The 20,249-nt window shown below is 35.1% G+C and carries 14 protein-coding genes and 1 tRNA gene; 6 read left to right on the forward strand and 9 right to left on the reverse strand.

From position 1 onward, the window contains the following. Positions 1 to 3 precede the first annotated feature (3 nt). The 7 genes from BUE22_RS12140 to BUE22_RS23725 form a co-directional block, all read right to left on the reverse strand. Positions 4 to 750 carry a nucleotidyltransferase domain-containing protein gene (locus BUE22_RS12140; protein ID WP_073395263.1) on the reverse strand — a complete coding sequence of 249 codons (747 nt, stop codon included), beginning with the start codon at positions 748 to 750 and terminating at the stop codon, positions 4 to 6. A gap of 142 nt (positions 751 to 892) precedes the next feature. Continuing rightward, the gene (locus tag BUE22_RS12145) at positions 893 to 1,693 is read right to left on the reverse strand and encodes a TatD family hydrolase (RefSeq protein WP_073395264.1); all 801 of its coding nucleotides are present in this window, start codon (positions 1,691 to 1,693) and stop codon (positions 893 to 895) included. Between the two features lie 234 nt (positions 1,694 to 1,927). Then, the gene (locus BUE22_RS12150) at positions 1,928 to 3,349 is read right to left on the reverse strand and encodes an RtcB family protein (RefSeq protein WP_073395265.1); all 1,422 of its coding nucleotides are present in this window, start codon (positions 3,347 to 3,349) and stop codon (positions 1,928 to 1,930) included. A gap of 67 nt (positions 3,350 to 3,416) precedes the next feature. Beyond that, positions 3,417 to 3,986, reverse strand: coding sequence for a hypothetical protein (locus BUE22_RS12155; protein WP_073395266.1), 570 nt, complete (start codon positions 3,984 to 3,986; stop codon positions 3,417 to 3,419). 89 nt (positions 3,987 to 4,075) lie between these two features. Continuing rightward, on the reverse strand, positions 4,076 to 4,699 hold the full coding sequence (locus tag BUE22_RS12160) for an AbiV family abortive infection protein (protein WP_073395267.1): 624 nt from the start codon (positions 4,697 to 4,699) through the stop codon (positions 4,076 to 4,078). Between the two features lie 90 nt (positions 4,700 to 4,789). Beyond that, positions 4,790 to 7,030: a hypothetical protein gene (locus tag BUE22_RS12165; RefSeq protein WP_073395268.1), complete on the reverse strand. Its 2,241-nt coding sequence runs from the start codon at positions 7,028 to 7,030 to the stop codon at positions 4,790 to 4,792. A 242-nt stretch (positions 7,031 to 7,272) separates the two neighbouring features. Beyond that, positions 7,273 to 7,389 (reverse strand) — tRNA-OTHER (locus BUE22_RS23725). A gap of 507 nt (positions 7,390 to 7,896) precedes the next feature. Here BUE22_RS23725 and BUE22_RS12170 point away from each other — a divergent pair. Then, positions 7,897 to 8,511: an HD domain-containing protein gene (locus BUE22_RS12170; RefSeq protein WP_073395269.1), complete on the forward strand. Its 615-nt coding sequence runs from the start codon at positions 7,897 to 7,899 to the stop codon at positions 8,509 to 8,511. A gap of 76 nt (positions 8,512 to 8,587) precedes the next feature. Here the strand turns inward: BUE22_RS12170 and BUE22_RS12175 are convergent, their stop codons facing one another. Beyond that, positions 8,588 to 9,592 (reverse strand): PorP/SprF family type IX secretion system membrane protein, encoded by a 1,005-nt coding sequence (locus tag BUE22_RS12175; RefSeq protein WP_042563099.1) that lies wholly within the window; start codon positions 9,590 to 9,592, stop codon positions 8,588 to 8,590. Between the two features lie 15 nt (positions 9,593 to 9,607). Then, complete coding sequence (locus BUE22_RS12180; protein ID WP_073395270.1) at positions 9,608 to 14,011, reverse strand: PKD domain-containing protein; 4,404 nt, start codon at positions 14,009 to 14,011, stop codon at positions 9,608 to 9,610. Between the two features lie 286 nt (positions 14,012 to 14,297). Here BUE22_RS12180 and BUE22_RS12185 point away from each other — a divergent pair, with 286 nt between their 5' ends. The 5 genes from BUE22_RS12185 to BUE22_RS12205 all read left to right on the forward strand — a co-directional run bounded on the left by BUE22_RS12185 (position 14,298) and on the right by BUE22_RS12205 (position 20,241). After that, complete coding sequence (locus BUE22_RS12185) at positions 14,298 to 15,311, forward strand: helix-turn-helix transcriptional regulator (RefSeq protein ID WP_073395271.1); 1,014 nt, start codon at positions 14,298 to 14,300, stop codon at positions 15,309 to 15,311. A 247-nt stretch (positions 15,312 to 15,558) separates the two neighbouring features. Further along, positions 15,559 to 16,005, forward strand: a complete 447-nt coding sequence (locus BUE22_RS12190; protein ID WP_042563102.1) for a MarR family winged helix-turn-helix transcriptional regulator — start codon at positions 15,559 to 15,561, stop codon at positions 16,003 to 16,005. Between the two features lie 70 nt (positions 16,006 to 16,075). Further along, positions 16,076 to 18,466, forward strand: coding sequence for a 3-hydroxyacyl-CoA dehydrogenase/enoyl-CoA hydratase family protein (locus tag BUE22_RS12195; RefSeq protein ID WP_073395272.1), 2,391 nt, complete (start codon positions 16,076 to 16,078; stop codon positions 18,464 to 18,466). Positions 18,467 to 18,561: 95 nt separating this feature from the next. Beyond that, on the forward strand, positions 18,562 to 19,743 hold the full coding sequence (locus tag BUE22_RS12200; RefSeq protein WP_073395273.1) for an acetyl-CoA C-acyltransferase: 1,182 nt from the start codon (positions 18,562 to 18,564) through the stop codon (positions 19,741 to 19,743). A gap of 147 nt (positions 19,744 to 19,890) precedes the next feature. Next, entirely contained in the window at positions 19,891 to 20,241 is a 351-nt protein-coding gene (locus BUE22_RS12205) for a four helix bundle protein (RefSeq protein WP_073395274.1), read from the forward strand. Positions 20,242 to 20,249: the final 8 nt, after the last annotated feature.

A 20,249-nucleotide genomic window follows, 5' to 3' on the forward strand; every position in this document is an offset into this window, starting at 1 on the left:
ATTTTATTTTATCACGTTAAAAAAAAACAAATCCAACTCCTCACTCAACTTCTTCCCGCTTCCCAACTTACTCGCATTTTCCTGATTAAATTGTACTGTTTCCAACAAAAAATCAGTTATTAAAACTTCTTTTGGGTGTAAATACGTTTCCTCTTGATTAGCTTTTATATTTAGTAATTCTACTATTTTCTCTTGTATATTTTGCGGTGCAATTGGCAATAAATCAGCAAAAGCAACAGGCGGAAAAGTATTGTTTTCTATAATCCATTTTCCGGCTAATGCGGTTCGTAAGGCGTAGAAATAACTTTTTAGTTTTACTTCATCCATTTCGCAGACATCCATAAAATTTTTTGTTGTTCCTAAATAGTGATGTAAAACCGCTATTGGCGAGAAACATGCTACGGCTAAGTCCTGCATTTGCTTTGCAAAATCATCATTCTTAAAATATACTATTGGCGAAAACAACCACTCGATTAAAGGTGCGTTAGATTTTGCTAATAACTTTACGGTTTTCCGTAAGTCCCAACCGGAACCGTCAAGATCGTCTTCGGTCATGAATTCGATTACGTCTGGTTTTTCCCAAAGCGATAAATAATACTCTGGTTTATGTTTGTATATAAAACGAATATCATAATCGCTATCCGGAGAAGCAAATCCCCAAGCACGACTTCCTGATTCTACAGCAAAAAGTATTTCTACATTTTTACTGTTCTCTATTTCTTTTAATTTTTCTAGTATTTTTTCTTTCATGATTGTTTTCAAATGTAAATAAACAAAAAAGCTTTAAACCAAGTAAAAACACCTGATTTAAAAGCCAACTTTTTTTGCCGCTAAGGCGCTAGGACGCAAAGTTTTTTTTAGTTTGTGCCTTTGTGTCTTCGTGGCAAAAACCTTAAATCCCAAAAAACTCCTTAGCATTCTTCGTAGTTTCCTCCGCAACCACAATCCCCGAAACTCCTTTAAACTGCGCCACAGTTCCCGCAACAAAAGGCAGAAAAGCAGGTTCGCAACGGCGTTCGTGGTATTTTTTCAGGAGATTGTTTGGAGTATTTTTTGGGAGCATGAATGGCGCATCGGTTTCGATCATCATTCGGTCAAGCGGAACGTACTGAATCACTTCTTTTAAATGATTGAAACGTTTACTGTCGGATATTGCTCCGGTAAAACCAAGATAGAATCCGTTATCGAGATAGGTTTTGGCTTCGGTCAAAGTTCCGGTAAAACAATGCACAACGGCTTTTGGCAATTGTGGCAAATAGTCTTTTGTAATGTCCATAAACTTGGTAAAAGCGGCTCTTTCGTGCAAAAACAAAGGTTTCTGAACTTCAATCGCCAATTCTAATTGGGCTTTGTAACACGTTTCCTGAATATTTCTGGGCGAAAAGTCACGATCAAAATCAAGTCCGCACTCGCCTACCGAAACTACGTGTTTTTGTTTTAGTAAATTTCGCAGTTTCGAAATGCTTTGCGCATCAAAACTTTTCGCATCATGCGGGTGAATTCCGGCTGTAGAATATAATATTCCGGGATATTCTTTTGCTATACGCGATGATTCTTCACTGTTTCTTACACTTGTTCCGGTTAGTATCATTTGCGATACGTCGGCATCTAAAGCGTTTTGTACGACATCGTCTATGTCGTTTTGGAATTGTTTATTCGTTAAATTAATTCCTATGTCTATGTATGTTTTCATATTTTTAAGGTTCTAAGATTCTGAGAGGCTAAGGTTCTAAGGTTTTAGCTCTTTTAGTCTTTATGTTTTTTGTTTTAAGAGAGAGAAAAGAGCAAAGATGAAAGAAAAAAAGACTCTACAAAACTTAGTTCTAAAGTCTATTTTCTTTACTCTATTCTCTTGTTTCTTGCATCTATTCTCTTTACTCTATTCTCTTTACTCTATTCTCTTGCTTCTTTCTTCTTGCATCTCTTTTTAGTCTTCTCTACTCCCGTCATCCGCCATTCTCACTAATTTTGGGGTGAACTTTGCTACAACGTCAACCAAATCCTGTTGCGCTTCCATCACCTGATTGATATCTTTGTAGGCCATTGGGGCTTCGTCCAGACCTGCTCCGATAAGCGTAACGCCGTGATGTTGCAGAATCGATTTCATCTCGTTTTTCGTGATGTTTTTTATGGCTTGTGTTCGACTCATTTGTCTTCCTGCTCCGTGCGAAGCCGAATTTATAGCGTTCTCCTCACCTTTTCCTCTCACCAAAAATCCCGGTGCGGTCATACTTCCCGGAATGATTCCCATCACGCCTTTTCCGGCCGGAGTTGCTCCTTTTCTATGTACGATTACTTCTTCGCCGTTCCAGATTTCTTTCCAGGCAAAATTATGGTGGTTTTCGACTTTGGCTAAAATTGTCGCACCCAAAGCGCGTTCCATTTTGTTATGGATAATCTCGTGACAAGCCGATGCGTAATCTCCCGCCAAATTCATCGCCATCCAATATTCCTGTCCCAATTGTGAGTTCATATCCAAATAGGCTAAATTTTTAGCGACTTCCGGAAGTTTACAAACGTCTTTGGCCATTTTCGTGTAATGTCCCGCAATTGTGGCGCCCATTCCGCGTGAACCGGAATGCGTTAACAAAGCGACATATTTTCCTTTTGGAATATTTAAAACCGCATCGTCTTTGGCAAATTCCATGATTCCGAATTCGACAAAGTGATTTCCACCACCCGAAGAACCCAATTGCGACCAGGCTTTATCTTTTAAATTCTTCACAAACGGAGTCATATTAAAAGCATCGTTTTCTAAAACCGCGTGATCTGATTTGTATTGTCCGTGAAAACCGTGACCCGCTCCAAAAATGGAATTGGCAATTAATTCTTTTTTGAATTTGGCTTCGTTTTCAAAGTAAAAATCCTCCGCAATATCATAAACCGATAACGCCATTCTACACCCAATATCAACTCCAACACCATACGGAATAATGGCGTTTTTAGTCGCTAAAACTCCGCCAATCGGCAATCCGTAACCTTGGTGTGCGTCTGGCATTAAAGCTCCTGCAACGGTAACGGGCAATTGCATTGCTACTTCCATTTGCTTTCTCGCGCCGTCTTCGATATGTTCTGCTCCGTAAGAAGCATATGCATTCGGGTTTTGGTTTAAAGCGATGAAATCTTCCGGTTTTTCATTTACTTTTTCGATTAGGGCAATGGCTAGTTTGCTAAAAATAGCATCGTCTATATAATTTTCAGGAGCTTCAAGAACGTTTTTGAAATTGGTTATCATTTCATCACGCTTCAAGCCGTGTCTTTTGCTGTTTATTTTTAATGCGATTCCAATTATTTTTCCTTCCGGGAATCCTAATTCTAATATATCTGTACCGTTTATTTGTGTTTTCATGTTTTTCTTTTTTAAGGGACAAAGGTCCAGAGGTTCATAGGTGCAAAGGTTTTTTACTGCTTGGCCGTTATTCTAATATAAATCGACCGCCATTTTTTTGTTGTAGTAATAAAATTTCATGAATTCGATTAATCTCATCTATAATCGGTCCCATTTCATATTCCACGTTGAACATCTTAAAAATATCCTTATCATAAAAATATGCTCTAAAAAATGTTCTTCCATCATCTACGTAAGTTATTGGTCCCACATATTTTCGCATTACTTTCCATGTAGAAAATTCTTTTAAAAAATCATCTAATTTCTCATCAAAATGTTCAATATGATTTCGCATATCTCGATTTTTCAAAACATTTGCATCATTAATGTGATAAACTTCACGTAGCTTTTCCGCTCTAATTTTATAATGTCCGTGATTCTTTGAAGGCCAAAAAAAACGAGAAATTCCTCCTGTATTAAGAATAATATTCTCAAATAAATCTAGAATCATATTATCATTTTTACAATCATAATTCTTCTTCTTCCAAAAATTGTTTAAAGATTTAACATCATTTAAAATCGTATGTGTTTTCTTTAATAAAGATTCAATGTAGAAAGCTTGATCAAAAGGGTGGATTTCAAATTCTGAATTGCTCATATCTATCTATTTATTTTTCAAAGATTCAAACTATACTGCGCAGTTTTTTTGCGTAGATAAATTTATTCAAAGTTCAATGATAATTTTTTTTAATCAAATTTTGAATTTAGAAGTTCATCTATCCTTTTTTGAGTTTGAATAGATGCTTCTTCTTCATCTAAACTGCCACGAGTTTCGAAAAGAATATCATAATTATCAATTCCAAGTTTTATAAATGGTTTTCCAACTTGCAATCGAGATTTGGCATCTTTAGAAATCTTATCTAACATATCGATAGTAATAATTTCAGATGGTTTATAAAATTCTCCATCTTTGTAAGAAGTATAGAGACTATAATTTTTATAATCATTCGAAACAGCAACATCAACTCTATCAAATATAAATTCTTCAATCAATTTTTTCGAATAGGAACTTTTCTCAATTTGTAAAGCAAACATAAAATCGATACCTTGAGAAGTTTTAGTTTTGACGGTATGACTTCTAAAATCTTTAAAAAACTTTCTTGTCTCCTCAATATCTTCTATATTACCATTTAAGACAAATTGAAATGCTAAAAATGCTTTTCCTATTTCTTCAATAGAAAATTGAAAAAGTGTATAAGCTCGAGCATTCTTATTATGCTTTGCTAGAATTTCAGCTTCTTCAATTAATTCTTCAGCATTATTAAAAGCTTTCTCAATAGCTTGAAAATATTTTTCTTTAACAAGTTTCATAAATATTTTGGTTTTAATTTTAAAAAATCAGATCTACTTCATTAGTGAACTCAAAAACCACGAATTCAATCAAGAATCCATGGTTTAAATTTAATCAATTAATAATTGCGTAACTGCCGCAGCATTTATCGCCCATTTTGCATCGTAAACCTCATCGGCGTTTTGATCTTCGGTGATTGTTAAACCCTGGGCTTCCGCTTTCAGTTGTAACAAACTACCAATATTCAATTTACTGCTCAATTTTGCCAATAAAGCCTGAACTCCTTTAAAATCCAAACCTCCAACAACTTGTCCTCCGAAAGTCATCTCTAACCAAACGATTTCTCTTTTGGCTACATCCAAAACTCCGAAAACCAAACCTTTGGCAACATTTTGCGTAACGCGAACCTGATGATCTACACACGACGGATCGTAGGCAACTCCGGTTTTCTCAGAGATTTTCATTGGGTATTTGCTGTTCATCCAACCCACAACCAAATTTGGTGTAATACTTCCGTTGCTGTACGCATTGCAGGTAAAAGTTACAAATTTTGCTTTGGCTTTTGCCAATTCGTCGATGTTGATGTTGATGTATTCTGCCGTTCCAATTTTATTCGGAATATGTCTGATATCACCGCTATGTTTACAACCAACAGTTTCCAATCGGCTGAAAGAACAGATATCGGCTTTATCTTCATAAGCGATATGACAGCTTAAATCCATATCTAAATGCTGTGCCTGTAAATCTTTTCCCCATTGCATAAACAATCGCACTTCGTTTCCTTCAATCGGGAAACGTGTTCCCATCAAAGCAACCGGCAAATCCTGAACGGTCTCGCTTCTATCACCAATCGAAACTGGCATATTAAACAATTGCGGATCAATATAAATCGTTTTATTTGGGTTTGCGATTGCAGCAAATCTTTTTTTCATTGCTAAAAGACACAACGCTTCGATTTGATTTTTCATCGCCTCTAATTGTGCTTCGTCGTACAAATTCAATAAAGCATTTGGTGCAATTCTTTTATTTGTTCCGCCCAAAGGTTTCACGCTTCTTTGCATGTTTTTATCAAAATAATTTTGAGCATACATATTCAAAGTAAACACCAATCTGGCCGGAACTTTATCTATAATTTCTTCAAAATGTGCCACCGTTTCGTCTGCACCAAACCAAAGCATATTCGAAAATAAAGAACGTGCAAACAATCCCGGACGTTGTTTTAATAAGGCAAATGTTTTATCGGCATCAAACTTTAATCTTGATGTGTTTACTTTACTTTGCCAAACGTCATAAACCTGGTTGTAAAATACATCCATTAAAAAAGCTAATTTTTCAAAGCCTTTTCTTTTGCTGTATTCTGCCAAACGCAACGCTCTGATCACACGAACCCACATTCCTCTTTTTGGGTGCATGATTTCGCACATTATTTCAACATCCATATCAAGATTGTTCAACCAGTTTGCTACCATCAAACATTCTTTTCTTGAATATTTAAGTTTCAAATCTTTTGTTGATGCAATTTTTGCCTGCGCGCTTGTATCCAAAACATTATAAAAATGTTGGGCGTTTTTAGACGTTCTTTTTATGATTGTTTTTGGCTCGATTATCTGCAACAAACCTGTATTTTTAAACCATAAATATCTTAAAATATCGATTGGCGATTTAAAGTATTGAGATGCATTTTCGGCCTGACTTTCTTCAATTAAAATATCGATTACCAACATCAAAGTTTCCTTCATGGCGATATCTGTTTTTGGCAAAGGCAAATATTTCAAAGCCGTTTTTAAACTATCTATTTGCGTAGCGTCCAGAGCGGTTTTGGATTGCAATAATGATTTGTAGAAATCTTGCAATTCTTTTTCTGACCATAAATCCAATACTTTTAATTTACTTCCCTGACCAAAGTTTTCGATTTTACCGAATTCAAACGGAGTTCCGCAAAACGGACAACCGTTGTATCTTTCTAAAGGAAAAGTATTATCCGGAATAATATGTCCGCATTGCAAAGTTGTGCCTCTTTTTATATTTAAAACATTCCAGAAATACGTCACAACATGATCCAAAACAGATTCTCCCGTTGGGATATTCCATTCTTTCACCAAAGGCGTCCAGTTTTTATCGGTTCCTAAAACTTCTCTTAGCACTTCTAAAACCTCCACTTTATAATTTGGGTTTACATTGTTTAAAGCGTGTAATAACGATTCAGAAAATGTAAATCCAAGTTTTGAAACATTGGCCAATAAAACCGATGTTGTTCCTGATAAATTTTTGATATCATTCGCAATCATTTCTGATGGAATGAAAATAGCATTTTGACGCAAACTGATTTTTAATAATTCTTTTGTTTTCATTTTTTTTAATTTTTAAAATTTAGATAATTGCGTTTCTGATTTCTACCTAAAAGATTTTGAAGTAAGAAACACTTGACCTGAAATTTGAGTGTAATGGATTAACTAAGTTTATCTGGTGGCGCTTCCGCCGAGAAGTAAGTTAATCTTGACCCTCATTTTATTAATGATGATTTTAAAACTGTGTTCGGATTCGAACCGAAATTAGCCGTGTTCTGAAGTAAGTTTTAATTGACCATTAATAGTGAAGCAGATGGGATTCGAACCCACGACCCGGACATTAAAAGTGTACGAAGTAAGTTTTGATTGACCTTTGAAGGATAATTTCAAAACTACCTGCTCTACCGCTGAGCTACTGCCTCAATTTAAATTGAATAAAAAGGTAATGGTGTAAGTGTGTACATTGGAAAGTGTTTTCGAAGTAACTCAAACTTGACCTGTTTTATTCTTTTTTTTTATTTGTATGAACGTTTGTTTTTATTTCTTGAACAAAGATTTCAATATCACTACGCAATTATTTTGCGCAGTAAAAAAAGAATTTTATATTTGAGTAAAGATTATTTATCAAAATAGCGTAAGTCACACAGGGACAACATATTTATAGTTTTTAGGAATTTATTGAAAAAATCCATGGGGGTGGGATTATTTTATTAATAAAAATAAAAACCTAAAATATCGCTCCGATGGAGCTTTTGTAGAATACCTAAATAAACTATAAATATTACGCTCCGATGGAGCTAAACTACTATCCTGGATAAATTGGCTATAAATATTACGCTCCGCTGGAGCTAAACTACTATACCGTATAAAAATTGGCTATAAATATTAAACTCCGATGGAGCTTTTCATCAGATTTAAATAAAAACAACATGAATTTAAAAGAAATATATTCTGAATTATTGACCAATATTGGTTTCAGAGAAAGTGAAATTGAGCAAAATTGGTTAGATTTAAAAAAGGCATATTCCAATAAATCAAGGTATTATCATAATCTGACGCATATAAATGATATGGTTGAATGTTTTGAAATCTATGCTGATCAATTAAAATTTCCCAACGAAGTTTTATTTTCTATTTTTTATCACGATTACGTTTATAAAAGCAGTAAAAAAGATAATGAACTGAAAAGTGCTGAATATGCCGTGAAGATTCTTCCAAAAGAAACCAATCTCAATTCAAAATTGGTTTTTGATATGATTTGCGCCACACAGCTTCATCAATATAATGAAATTGAAGATATTAACTGGTTAATTGATTTTGATTTGAAAATCCTGGCGCGAGACTGGAACGAATATCAAATTTATTTTGAACAGATTAGAAAGGAATATCGAATTTATCCTGATTTTCTATACAAACCCGGAAGAGCAAAAGCCTTGAAACATTTTTTGGAGCATGAATTTATTTTTCAAACTAAAAGCTTTAGAGATTTGTTTGAAGAAAAAGCTAGAGCCAATATTGAAAAAGAGATTTTATTGTTGACTTGATATCGTAACAGTTGTTTAAACCCGACAGGTTTTAAAAATCTGTCGGGTTTGCTATGCGTAAAAATGTCTTTTTCTTTTATCTTTTGCCTTCGTAGTTTGGGCAGCCAAAACATTTTTTAGCTAAGCTAAATTGATACGTTAGAGATAATTCATAAATCCCTCCCGTTTTTCCAATTTTGGTAGTGTTTAAATCGTATGATAATCCTAATCTTAGGTTTTCATACTGCAATCCTGTAAATAAGTTTACAGAGGTTAGCAAATCGCCATTCATTCCGTTTTTTGCAGGATTTGTTACGGCTGTAGCACCAAAAAATATTTTTTCGAATAGTATAGAAGCTCCCAAATCAAATCGGTTATAACGACCTTGCTGCATGTAATTTGATGTTACAAAAAACTTAGTTTCATACGGCAGGAATACCGCATCTATATAATCTGCAATAAGAAATTCGTAACCACCGCTTAGGGAGAAAAAAGTATTTAAAGGCAGATTTCCTTGTGAACTAAAGGCAATGTTTGGTTTATTTAAATGTTTCATCGAAAGACCAATCCAGATTTCATCGGTATTAAAAACCATTCCCGCTGAAACATCAAAAAAGTTGACTTTGCTGTTTAATAAAATGGGGTCGTTTGAGTTTGGATTTATAACGCCCGTTCCTATATTAATCTGATCTTCTAATAATAAATTCTGAAATGCAAACGATTTTATTCCGTAACCTACTTCTATAGCAGGTCTAAAAAACCAATAATCATTTAGTCGTACTTTGTACGCATAATTGGCATTGATTTCAAAAAAATTATAATTGGTTACATTTTCCCTCTGGTTTAAGACACTGACTCCAAAACCGCTGTTAATTTCATCACTCCACGTATTTACAAATGCATAATCGGTATCTATTCTCAGATCAAGATCCGGCCATTGTTCGCGGTGAATTATTCCGGCATAAGTGGTTTCCATAAAACCCGAAAATCCTGGATTAAGCGTTTCGGGAATTAAAAAATATTGTGTAAAAATTGGATCTTGCGCTCTTGCCTGCGAAAAAAAGCAACATGTTATTAGTATAAAAAATAGTTTTAATTTCATTGTAAATCTTGTTGCTTATTTAATTAATGTGAATGGCCCTTTTTCTACTACCGTATGGTTGTAAAAGGTTTTTAAGGTGATTTTGTAATAGTAGTTACCGTTTTCGGCATCTAAATCTTTTATCTTTCCATTCCATCCTCTAATATTTATCCCGGATTCTGAATATACAACGGCTCCCCACGTATCAAAAACGTCAAGAGTAATGTCGGACAATCCCAAAAATACGGGCGCAAATGTATCGTTGAAACCATCATTATTGGGCGTAAACGCATTTGGCATAATAAGGCTATACCCTTTTTCAACAACAATTGTCGCGCTGTAACTGTATTGACATCCAAAAGGATAGTTAACGGTTTGTTTTATGGTATAAGTTCCAACTCGGGTATAAATATGTTCCGGACTTTCTTCTGTTGAAAAAACACCGTCGCCAAAATCCCATGAAGTGCTGACAAAATCGCCTGTTGCCAGATTTGTAAATTTCACCGGATCATAAATCGAGTATAAATCGAACATTTCTTTACCATAAGAACCCGTTGAAAAATTAGCCTCACCCAAAACCGGTGTATCCACATTTAGTGCATAATCTGATTTACATCCAAAACTATCTGTAACACTAAAGATGATTAAACCGTTATTCTCGGTATTCATAATTTCGTTATTGGCTCCTGTAATAACACCATCAGACCAGCTTAAAGTGTAAGGCGGAATTCCACCTTTTACGTGTCCAACGAAAGTTTGTTTCACATATTTAGTCTCGCAATTAAAATCGGTTAAAACCTCAACAGTTGGCGTAAGCTGGTCGAATCGGGTAATTGTCCAGGTATCTGATTGTTTACAGCCATTGGCATCTGTTACGGTTACGGTATATTTTCCCGGTACAAGATTCGCTAAATCTTCAGTTCTTTGTCCGTTTGACCAACTGTATGAATACGGCTGCGTACCACCGGTTACTACCAAATTGATTTGTCCCGTATCTGCTCTCTCACACTCTAACGGATTCGAAACATCTGCTCTTATCTCCAGCAATAAAGGCTCTACAATTTTGAATGTTTCTTTTATTTGACAATTTTTGGCATCGGTAATCGTTACAGAATAATCTCCGGGCCCAATGTTATTTCTTTCAATTCCTGCTGTTGTATCATCATCCCAAACAAGTTTAACAGGAGCTTTTCCTCCAACAAGATTTAAACGGATGTGTGCATCTTTTTGACCAAAACAAGTAATTTGTTTTACGTTTGGATTGATGGTAAATACAGGCGCATTATCGATAATTATGGTAAATACTTTAGGGCATCCGAATGAATCTGTAATGGTAATAATATATGTTCCTGCAGATAAATTATTCTGCACAAGCCCTGAGCCTAAATTGCTCCATTTTATAATATAAGGATCTCCCGTTGCAAACGGAACTCCTCCTGTAATACTATTTATGGTAATCGAAGCATCGGCATAATTATAACAGGCAATTTCTGTTTTGGTATAGTTTAATTTTATTTCATCATTTTGAAGTACAATAACCTGTAAATTATCCGTACAACCGGAATTATCGGTTACCGTTAGATTATAAGTTCCTGCATACAAGTTTCTCGGATTTTGAACTGTACTTACATATCCGTTTGGCCCTGTCCATCTGTATCGGTAATTAAAAACACCCGGAGATGTTTCGGTTACCCGACCACCAACTGTTTTTACATTAATTTCTCCCGTAGCATATCCGTAACACAAAATATTGGTCTGGCTTACATAGGTTAATTCTAACAATGGCGGTTCTATAATGGTATAACTTCCTGGTAGAATATTACAGCTATTTGCTTCTGTAATGGTTACATCGTATTTTCCGGGTGTCAAATTAGAAAGATTGCCGGAGTTCACCGGAAATGCAGCTCCGTCTTTTGTCCACACGTATTTATAAGGCTGAGTTCCGCCGGTTACATTTACATTAATTCTTCCGTCATTTGCTCCAAAACATGTAATGTCCGTTTTAGGTTGTGATAAAATTTGAAATTGACCTGGCTCGCCAACAAAATAACTTTTTATAAAAGGACATTTTCCGTTATCGATAACCTTTAAATTATAATAACCCATTTTTAAATTCGAAATATTCTGATCTGTACTCTTAAAGTTGTTAGGACCATCCCATGAAAATGTATACGGATTTCCGGTAGGAAAAGGAATTCCAGCTACGGTTATTGAAATTGCCCCATCACTTAAACCATAACAGGTTACGGTTTTTATAGTTTCAACTACTTTTATCAACGGATCAACGGTAACCGTAATGGTAAAATTAGGCCCCGGACAAACCTTAGATATAGGCGATATTGTATACGTTACGGTAGCAGGGCTGTTTGTATTATTGGTTAAAAACTGACTAATTGTCGAAACAGGACTTGATTGTGCATTTGCTCCACTTACAGCGCCCGGAGGAGAAACTACCGGCGTAGACCAAATATAAGTTGTTCCTGCAGGTACATTGTCTGTTCCGTTTGAAAACGGCGTAACCTGAAACGACAAACCACTACAAATTTGTATTGTTTTTGGCGTTATTACTGGCGAAAGAACAGTATTGACCGAAAAATTTCTCTCCGCTCTAGTAGTACCACAGCTATTTGTAACTTCAAAAACAGCTTTATAATCCCCACTCGTGGTGTAATTTATCGATCCCGGATTCAACGAAGTAGAGGAAGATGGAGTTCCTCCGTCAAAAGTCCATTTATAAGTAATTTCACTATTTGGGGAACAAGTTTCCTCAACCTTTCCTACTGGTTTTATGGTTGCCGAATTACAAAAATCAGAAATAGGCTGTAAGGTAATAACTGGTGGTTTTTTGACTTGTATTTGTTTTGTAATAGATCGGTCTATTCCACAAGAATTTCTGGTTGTTAACCTTACATAATAAGTACCCGGCATTATAAAATTAAAAACAGGTTCTTTAGAATAGTAATTTGTTCCATTGGCAAAATTCCACTGACCTCTTCCGGTTCCCGGAACTGCTTCTTTACCACAAAAACCGTCAACGTAGTTATAAACTTCCCAATAATAAGTTTCCGTTCCACAGCTTAAAGTGGTGTTTGTCGTATTTGTAATTTGTAGATTACTCGATGCACAGGCATTACCATAAGTAAAATTAGGCTCCAATATAGGTTCTACACATATTTGTCTTTTAAATTCACTACCAGCTCCACAAGGCGTAGTTGCATTTAATGTAATAGTATATGTTCCCGGTGTTGTATAAACATGCGTTGGATTAACGTCTCTGGATACAGGAGTTCCGTCACCAAAATTCCAGGTGTAAACATTCGTCGTACTACAACCGTTAGTATATCCTGCATAAGTTGTATTATTAAAAGAGGTGTATGTATTAGCACAGGCAATACTATTTACATTAAAACTTACTTGTGGAACATCTAAAATAATAATAGGTCCAGCTTCTAGAATTGTAGATGTTCCACAAATATCATTATATATAATTAATGTAACTTTATTTCCATTGGGACAGTTAGCTCTAGTAAATTTATGAGGTATAGGAAAATTTAATGAAGCTTGAGGATTTGCTGCATTATAGTAAGATGAGCTTTCTAATTGGGCTTGCGTAAATGATTGTCCCGCACCATCGCCATAATTAATCTCATATCTAGTACTTGTGGGATTAAGTCCCCACGATCCTATCGCAAAATTCATTTCCGGAACCGGTATACATAAATTGGTTGTATTACCCGGAGCGATAAGAGCACCAATTGGGTTATTGGAGTTTTTAACCACATACGTAATTGAATTACTGCAACCATTACTTCCGTTTGCGGTAATTACCATATTAAAAGAACCCAATTTTTGGAATTCATGCGTTTTTGGAAAAGTCACATTGGCTTCAGAAGTTCCATCACCCCAATCTACATTGTATGCTGATATACAACCTACTGAAGCAGAATTATTTCCAACATTGATCGTATATTTAGGATTCGAGTTATTATCTCCACATCTTTCAAAAGGTTTGCTAGATCCCGGATTATTCTGGTCTACAAATTTTAAATCGGGTTTTTGTTTTACAGAAACAGTTCTTGTTCTCGAGTTCACTTCGCCATTAGCATCGGTTACAGTAAGTGTTACATTAAAATTCTGGAAACCACAACCTAACGCTGTGTAACTATGACTTGGATTACTGTCTGTTGAATTAGGAGTTCCATCTCCAAAATTCCATACATATTTATATGGGGCAGCACCGCCGCTTACAACAGGATTAAAGCTAACCGGAGCTCCTGAACATGCACCGTCATTGGTAAAAGTAAAATCTACATTGGGTGGTGCAACAAAGTTTATATTGTTATTACGAACTGGTAAATTCTTATCGACTGTATGAAAGCCGAAAACCGAAGAGGTAATTAATAAAACAAAAAATAGGTGTAAAAAGTAGAGTTTCCTCATAGAAAAGAATTTGTTTTTGAGGCGTAAAAGTATATGTTTTTCTTAAACAAAAAAATAGTACAAATACCCATTTTAAAAAGAAGTAACCAACCCAATGCGCAAGTATTTTGCGCAGTACAATAAAAAGTGTATTTTTATCACTTAAGTTGCCAAATCAAGAATTAATGCCTATTCAATAAATTTTAATAAAAATAACACAATCAACTAATTATAAGATTTTATTTACACCAAAATAATAAGAAAGTAAATCAAAATCAATTCATAATTTAAAGTTTAAACATATAAAATGTCTCAAAATAAAAACGCCTTAATTCGGTATAAAACGATAGACAAATGTCTACAAAATAAATATCGAACATGGACTTTGGAGGATTTGATTGAAGCTTGTTCTGAAGCTTTGTTTGAATATGAAGGCCGCGAAAACTCTATTAGCAAACGAACGATTCAAATGGATATTCAGTTGATGCGAAGTGAAAAACTGGGTTACAACGCGCCAATTGTGGTTTACGATAAAAAGTATTACAAATATGAAGATGACGAATTTTCGATAACGGATATTCCGCTGACGGAAACCGATATGAATGTTTTGACGGAGACGGTTTCGATGTTGAAACAATTTAAGGATTTCTCGTTATTTAATGATGTATCAGATATTCTGCAGCGTTTGGAGGATAAAATCTATGCCGAAAAATCGCATACCAAACCGGTTATTTATCTCGATAAAAACGACAATTTAAAAGGACTTCATTATCTGGATGAAATTTATCAGGCGATTATTAAAAAGGTTACGCTTGTTATTACTTATAAATCATTTAAATCTATTGAGGAAAGTAAGTTTCATTTTCATCCTTTTATTTTGAAGGAATTCAATAATCGCTGGTTTCTTATCGGGAAGAAAAAAGGCTCTGCTCCTGTTAGCAATTTGGCTTTGGACAGAATTATTGCGATTGACTACGATTTTAATCTTCCGTATTTGGAAGAAGATTTTGATGCTGAATCGTTTTACAAGAATATCATTGGCGTAACGGTAAATTCTGGTTTGCAGCCGCGGCGCATTGAACTTTGGGTGAATCCGGAAAATGCACCTTATGTATTAACGAAACCCTTGCATCAGAGTCAAAGACTGATTCAGGAAAACGAGGATAAAAGTATTATTGTGCATTTGTTTATTTCGCCTAATTATGAAATGGAACGTCTGTTATTGGGTTTTGGCGACGGAATCGAAATTCTGCGTCCGGAAAACCTTCGTAATCGCATGAAAAAGATACTTCAAAAGGCATTAAACCGTTATGATGAATAAAATTTATTCGCATTTAAACTCTTATTATTTTACATAAAGAATAATTAAACAGCTATTTAAGAGACATAATCTTTTTTTAGAATCTTAAATTTGTATAAATCTGAAAAAAGAATAGTATATTTCAATTAAAAAACTAACCTAAATTCCTCTATTTCAGAGGGATTTTTTTACTAACCAAAAATTTATTAAAAAATTATATGCATGCATAGTATTTTTTGATTATATTTGAAATCGATATAGTTACAATATGAAAGACAAAACGATAGATTATATTTTAAGAGCCACCTGGCAAGCTGTATCAAGAATGTATAATGAAGAAGCAGCCAAATACGACGCAACAATGGCGACCGGATTTGCTCTTTTAAGTATTGATAAAGAAGAAGGAACCCCGTCGACAGCTTTAGGGCCAAGAATGGGAATGGAAGCTACGAGCCTTACCAGAACATTGAAATCTATGGAAGACAAAGGTTTGATTGTTCGCAAAAAAAACCCAAGTGATGGTCGCGGTGTTTTAATTTACCTGACTGAATTTGGAAAAGAAAAAAGAGATTTATCTAAAAATACAGTTCTGAAATTTAATGAAACAATTAGAAAACATGTTTCTGACGAAAAACTGAAACATTTTATCGAAGTTTCTGAAATTATAAACGAATTAATTCAGGACAAAAACATATTTACCCAAACAGAAAAATAGAAAATGAATAACCTGATTTTTATCAAAACGGGAAACTTCAAATTCAAATAAAAAACAAATATTAACTACTATGAAACGCACGATTAAAAAAGTTGCTGTAATTGGATCCGGAATCATGGGTTCAGGAATAGCTTGTCATTTTGCCAATATTGGTGTTGAAGTTTTACTGCTTGACATCGTACCACGCGAGTTGACAGAAGCTGAAACTAAAAAAGGATTAACGCTTGAAAGCAAAGTTGTTCGCAACCGAGTGGTAAACGAGCACTTAGCGAATTCATTAAAATCGAAACCGTCTCCTATTTACAGTCAAAAATTTGCAAGCCGAATCACGACTGGAAATACGACTGATGATATAGCAAAAATTGCCAATGTTGACTGGATTATTGAAGTTGTAGTTGAACGTTTGGATATCAAAAAACTGGTATTTGAACAAATTGAAAAATTCCGTAAACCAGGAACTTTGGTTACTTCAAACACTTCTGGTATTCCGATTCATTTTATGAGCGAAGGAAGAAGCGAAGATTTTCAACAACACTTCTGCGGAACCCACTTTTTTAACCCTGCGCGTTACTTAAAATTATTTGAAATTATTCCTGGTCCAAAAACTTCTACTGAAGTATTGGATTTCTTAAACGAATACGGTTCAAAATTCTTAGGAAAAACTTCGGTTGTTGCTAAAGATACTCCGGCGTTTATTGGAAACAGAATTGGTATTTACGGCATTCAGAGTTTATTTCATTTGGTAAAAGAAATGGGATTAACGATTGAAGAAGTGGATAAATTGACTGGTCCGGTAATTGGTCGTCCAAAATCGGCTACTTTCCGTACCGTTGACGTTGTTGGTTTAGATACTTTGGTACACGTTGCCAATGGTATTTATGAAAACTGCCCGACAGACGAACAACACGATTTGTTTAAACTTCCTGATTTTGTCAACAAAATGATGGAAAACAAATGGTTGGGAAGTAAAACAGGACAAGGTTTTTATAAAAAAGTAGATAAAGATATTCTTTCTTTAGACTTAGATACATTAGAATACCGCGCTGCTAAAAAAGCAAATTTCGCGACGCTTGAGCTAACAAAAACTATTGACAAACCAATCAATCGTTTTAAAGTTTTGGTGAAAGGAACAGACAAAGCGGGAGAATTCTACCGTAAGAGTTTCTCTGGAATGTTTGCTTATGTGTCAAACAGAATTCCTGAAATCTCAGACGAATTATATAAAATTGACGATGCGATGAAAGCTGGTTTTGGATGGGAAAATGGTCCATTCGAAATCTGGGATGCAATTGGTGTTGCCAAAGGAATCGAAATCATGAAAGCAGAAGGTTTAGAGCCTGCTGCATGGGTTACTGAAATGTTGGCTTCTGGAAGCGAAAGTTTCTATTCTGTAAAAGAAGGAGCGACATATTTCTACAACATTCCAACAAAATCACAAGTAAAAGTTCCGGGACAAGATTCATTTATTATTCTGAACAACATTCGCGAAAGCAAAAAAGTTTGGAGCAATAGTGGTGCAATCATTCAGGATTTAGGAGATGGAATTTTAAACTTAGAATTCCAATCAAAAATGAATACAATTGGTGGCGATGTACTTCAGGCTATCAATAAAGCAATCGACTTATCTGAAAAAGAATATCAAGGTTTGGTTATTGGTAATCAGGCAGCGAATTTCTCTGTTGGGGCTAATATCGGAATGATTTTCATGATGGCGGTTGAGCAGGAATATGACGAATTGAACATGGCAATTAAATTATTCCAGGACACTATGATGCGTGTTCGTTACTCTTCTATTCCTGTTGTTGTAGCACCTCACGGAATGACTTTTGGCGGTGGATGCGAAATGAGCTTACACGCTGATAAAGTGGTTGCTGCCGCAGAAACTTACATGGGATTGGTTGAATTTGGTGTTGGTGTACTTCCTGGTGGTGGTGGATCTAAAGAAATGGCATTAAGAGCTTCAGATTTATTCCGTAAAAACGATGTGGAATTGAACGTTCTTCAGGAGTATTTCTTAACTATCGCTATGGCAAAAGTTTCAACTTCTGGATATGAAGCTTTTGATACCGGACTTCTTCAACATGGAAAAGACGTTATCGTTGTAAACAAAGACCGTCAGATTGCGGAAGCTAAAAAACATGCTTTGTTAATGGCAGAAGCAGGTTATACTCAACCTATCAGAAGAACTGATGTTAAGGTTTTAGGTAAACAAGCACTTGGAATGTTCTTAGTTGGAACTGACCAAATGGAAGCTGGAAAATACATTTCTGAGCACGATAAAAAAATCGCTAACAAACTGGCTTACGTAATGGCCGGAGGTGATTTATCTGAAGCAACTTTAGTATCTGAACAATATTTATTAGATATCGAACGTGAAGCTTTCCTGAGTTTATGTACTGAGAGAAAGACTTTAGAGAGAATTCAATATATGTTAACTAAAGGAAAACCACTTCGTAATTAGAAAATAGAACAAAGAGAATAGAATATAGATTTTGAGACAAAGTAATAGTCTATTTTCTATGATCTATTTTCTATACTCTTAAAAAACAAAAACAAATGAAAACAGCATATATAGTAAAAGCATATAGAACCGCAGTTGGAAAAGCACCAAAAGGGGTTTTTAGATTTAAAAGACCTGATGAATTAGCAGCAGAAACTATTCAGTTTATGATGGATGAACTGCCTGATTTTGACAAAAAACGTATTGATGACGTTATGGTAGGAAATGCCATGCCGGAAGCAGAACAAGGACTAAACGTTGGACGTTTGATCTCTTTAATGGGATTAAAAGTTGAAGATGTTCCCGGAGTTACGGTGAATCGTTATTGCGCATCTGGATTAGAAACTATCGGAATGGCGACTGCTAAAATCCAATCAGGAATGGCAGATTGTATTATTGCCGGCGGTGCAGAAAGTATGAGTTTTATTCCGATGGGAGGTTACAAACCAACTCCGGATTATAAAGTTGCTGCTGCAGGTCACGAAGATTACTATTGGGGAATGGGTTTAACTGCTGAAGCGGTTGCCAACCAATACAAAATCTCCAGAGAAGATCAGGATGAGTTTGCTTACAACTCTCATATGAAAGCGTTGAAAGCTCAGGCTGAAGGTAAATTCGACAAACAAATCGTTCCGATTACTGTTGATCAGACTTTCATCAATGAAAATGGAAAAAAAGAAACTAAATCATACGTTGTAAAACAAGACGAAGGTCCAAGAGCCGGAACATCAGTTGCTGCTTTAGCTGGATTGAGACCTGTTTTTGCTGCCGACGGAAGCGTTACAGCAGGTAACTCATCACAAATGAGTGATGGTGCTGCTTTTGTTTTAATCATGAGTGAGGACATGGTTAAAGAATTAAACCTTGAGCCAATCGCAAGACTTGTAAACTTTGCTTCTTCTGGTGTTGAGCCAAGAATCATGGGTATTGGTCCTGTAAAAGCAATTCCGAAAGCGTTGAAACAAGCTGGTTTAGAATTAAAAGATATTGACTTGGTTGAATTAAACGAAGCTTTTGCTTCTCAGTCTTTGGCTGTAATTCGCGAGTTAGGTTTAAATCCTGATATCGTAAACGTAAACGGTGGAGCTATCGCTTTAGGTCACCCTCTGGGATGTACTGGTGCTAAACTTTCTGTTCAGTTATTTGATGAGATGAAACGCAGAGGTAACAAATACGGAATTGTTTCTATGTGTGTGGGAACTGGACAAGGGTCTGCGGGGATTTACGAGGTTCTTTAAGAAGAGAGAATAGAATATAGAATAAAGAGAATAGATTTTTTTTGAGAAGAAAGAGATAAGACTTTTTGAAATTACAAAATGTTTCAAGAATAATAAATAGTAATAATCTTACTTTTTATTTTAATTCTTTAACTTGGCTCAAAAAACATGAGACATAATTATAAGAACTTGAAGATTTGGAAACTTGGAATTTCAATTGCTAATGATATTTCAGATTTATTGTTAAACTTTCCGAAACATGAAAGATATGATCTAAGTTCTCAAATAAGCAGATGTTCTGTTTCAATGCCTAGTAATATTGCTGAAGGTTCATCAAGAACTGATAAATCTTTCAGTCATTTTTTAGACATTTCTCTAGGATCTTCATTTGAGCTCATTACACAATTATTGATTGCAACGCACAGAAAATATATAAACGAAATACAATTTAACCAATTAGAAATTAAAATAGAAGAATTTCAAAGAATGACAATGGGCTTCCAAAACGGCTTAAAGTAAACCCAGTT

Origin of the sequence: Flavobacterium pectinovorum, from assembly GCF_900142715.1 — a bacterium.
Lineage (GTDB): Bacteria > Bacteroidota > Bacteroidia > Flavobacteriales > Flavobacteriaceae > Flavobacterium > Flavobacterium pectinovorum.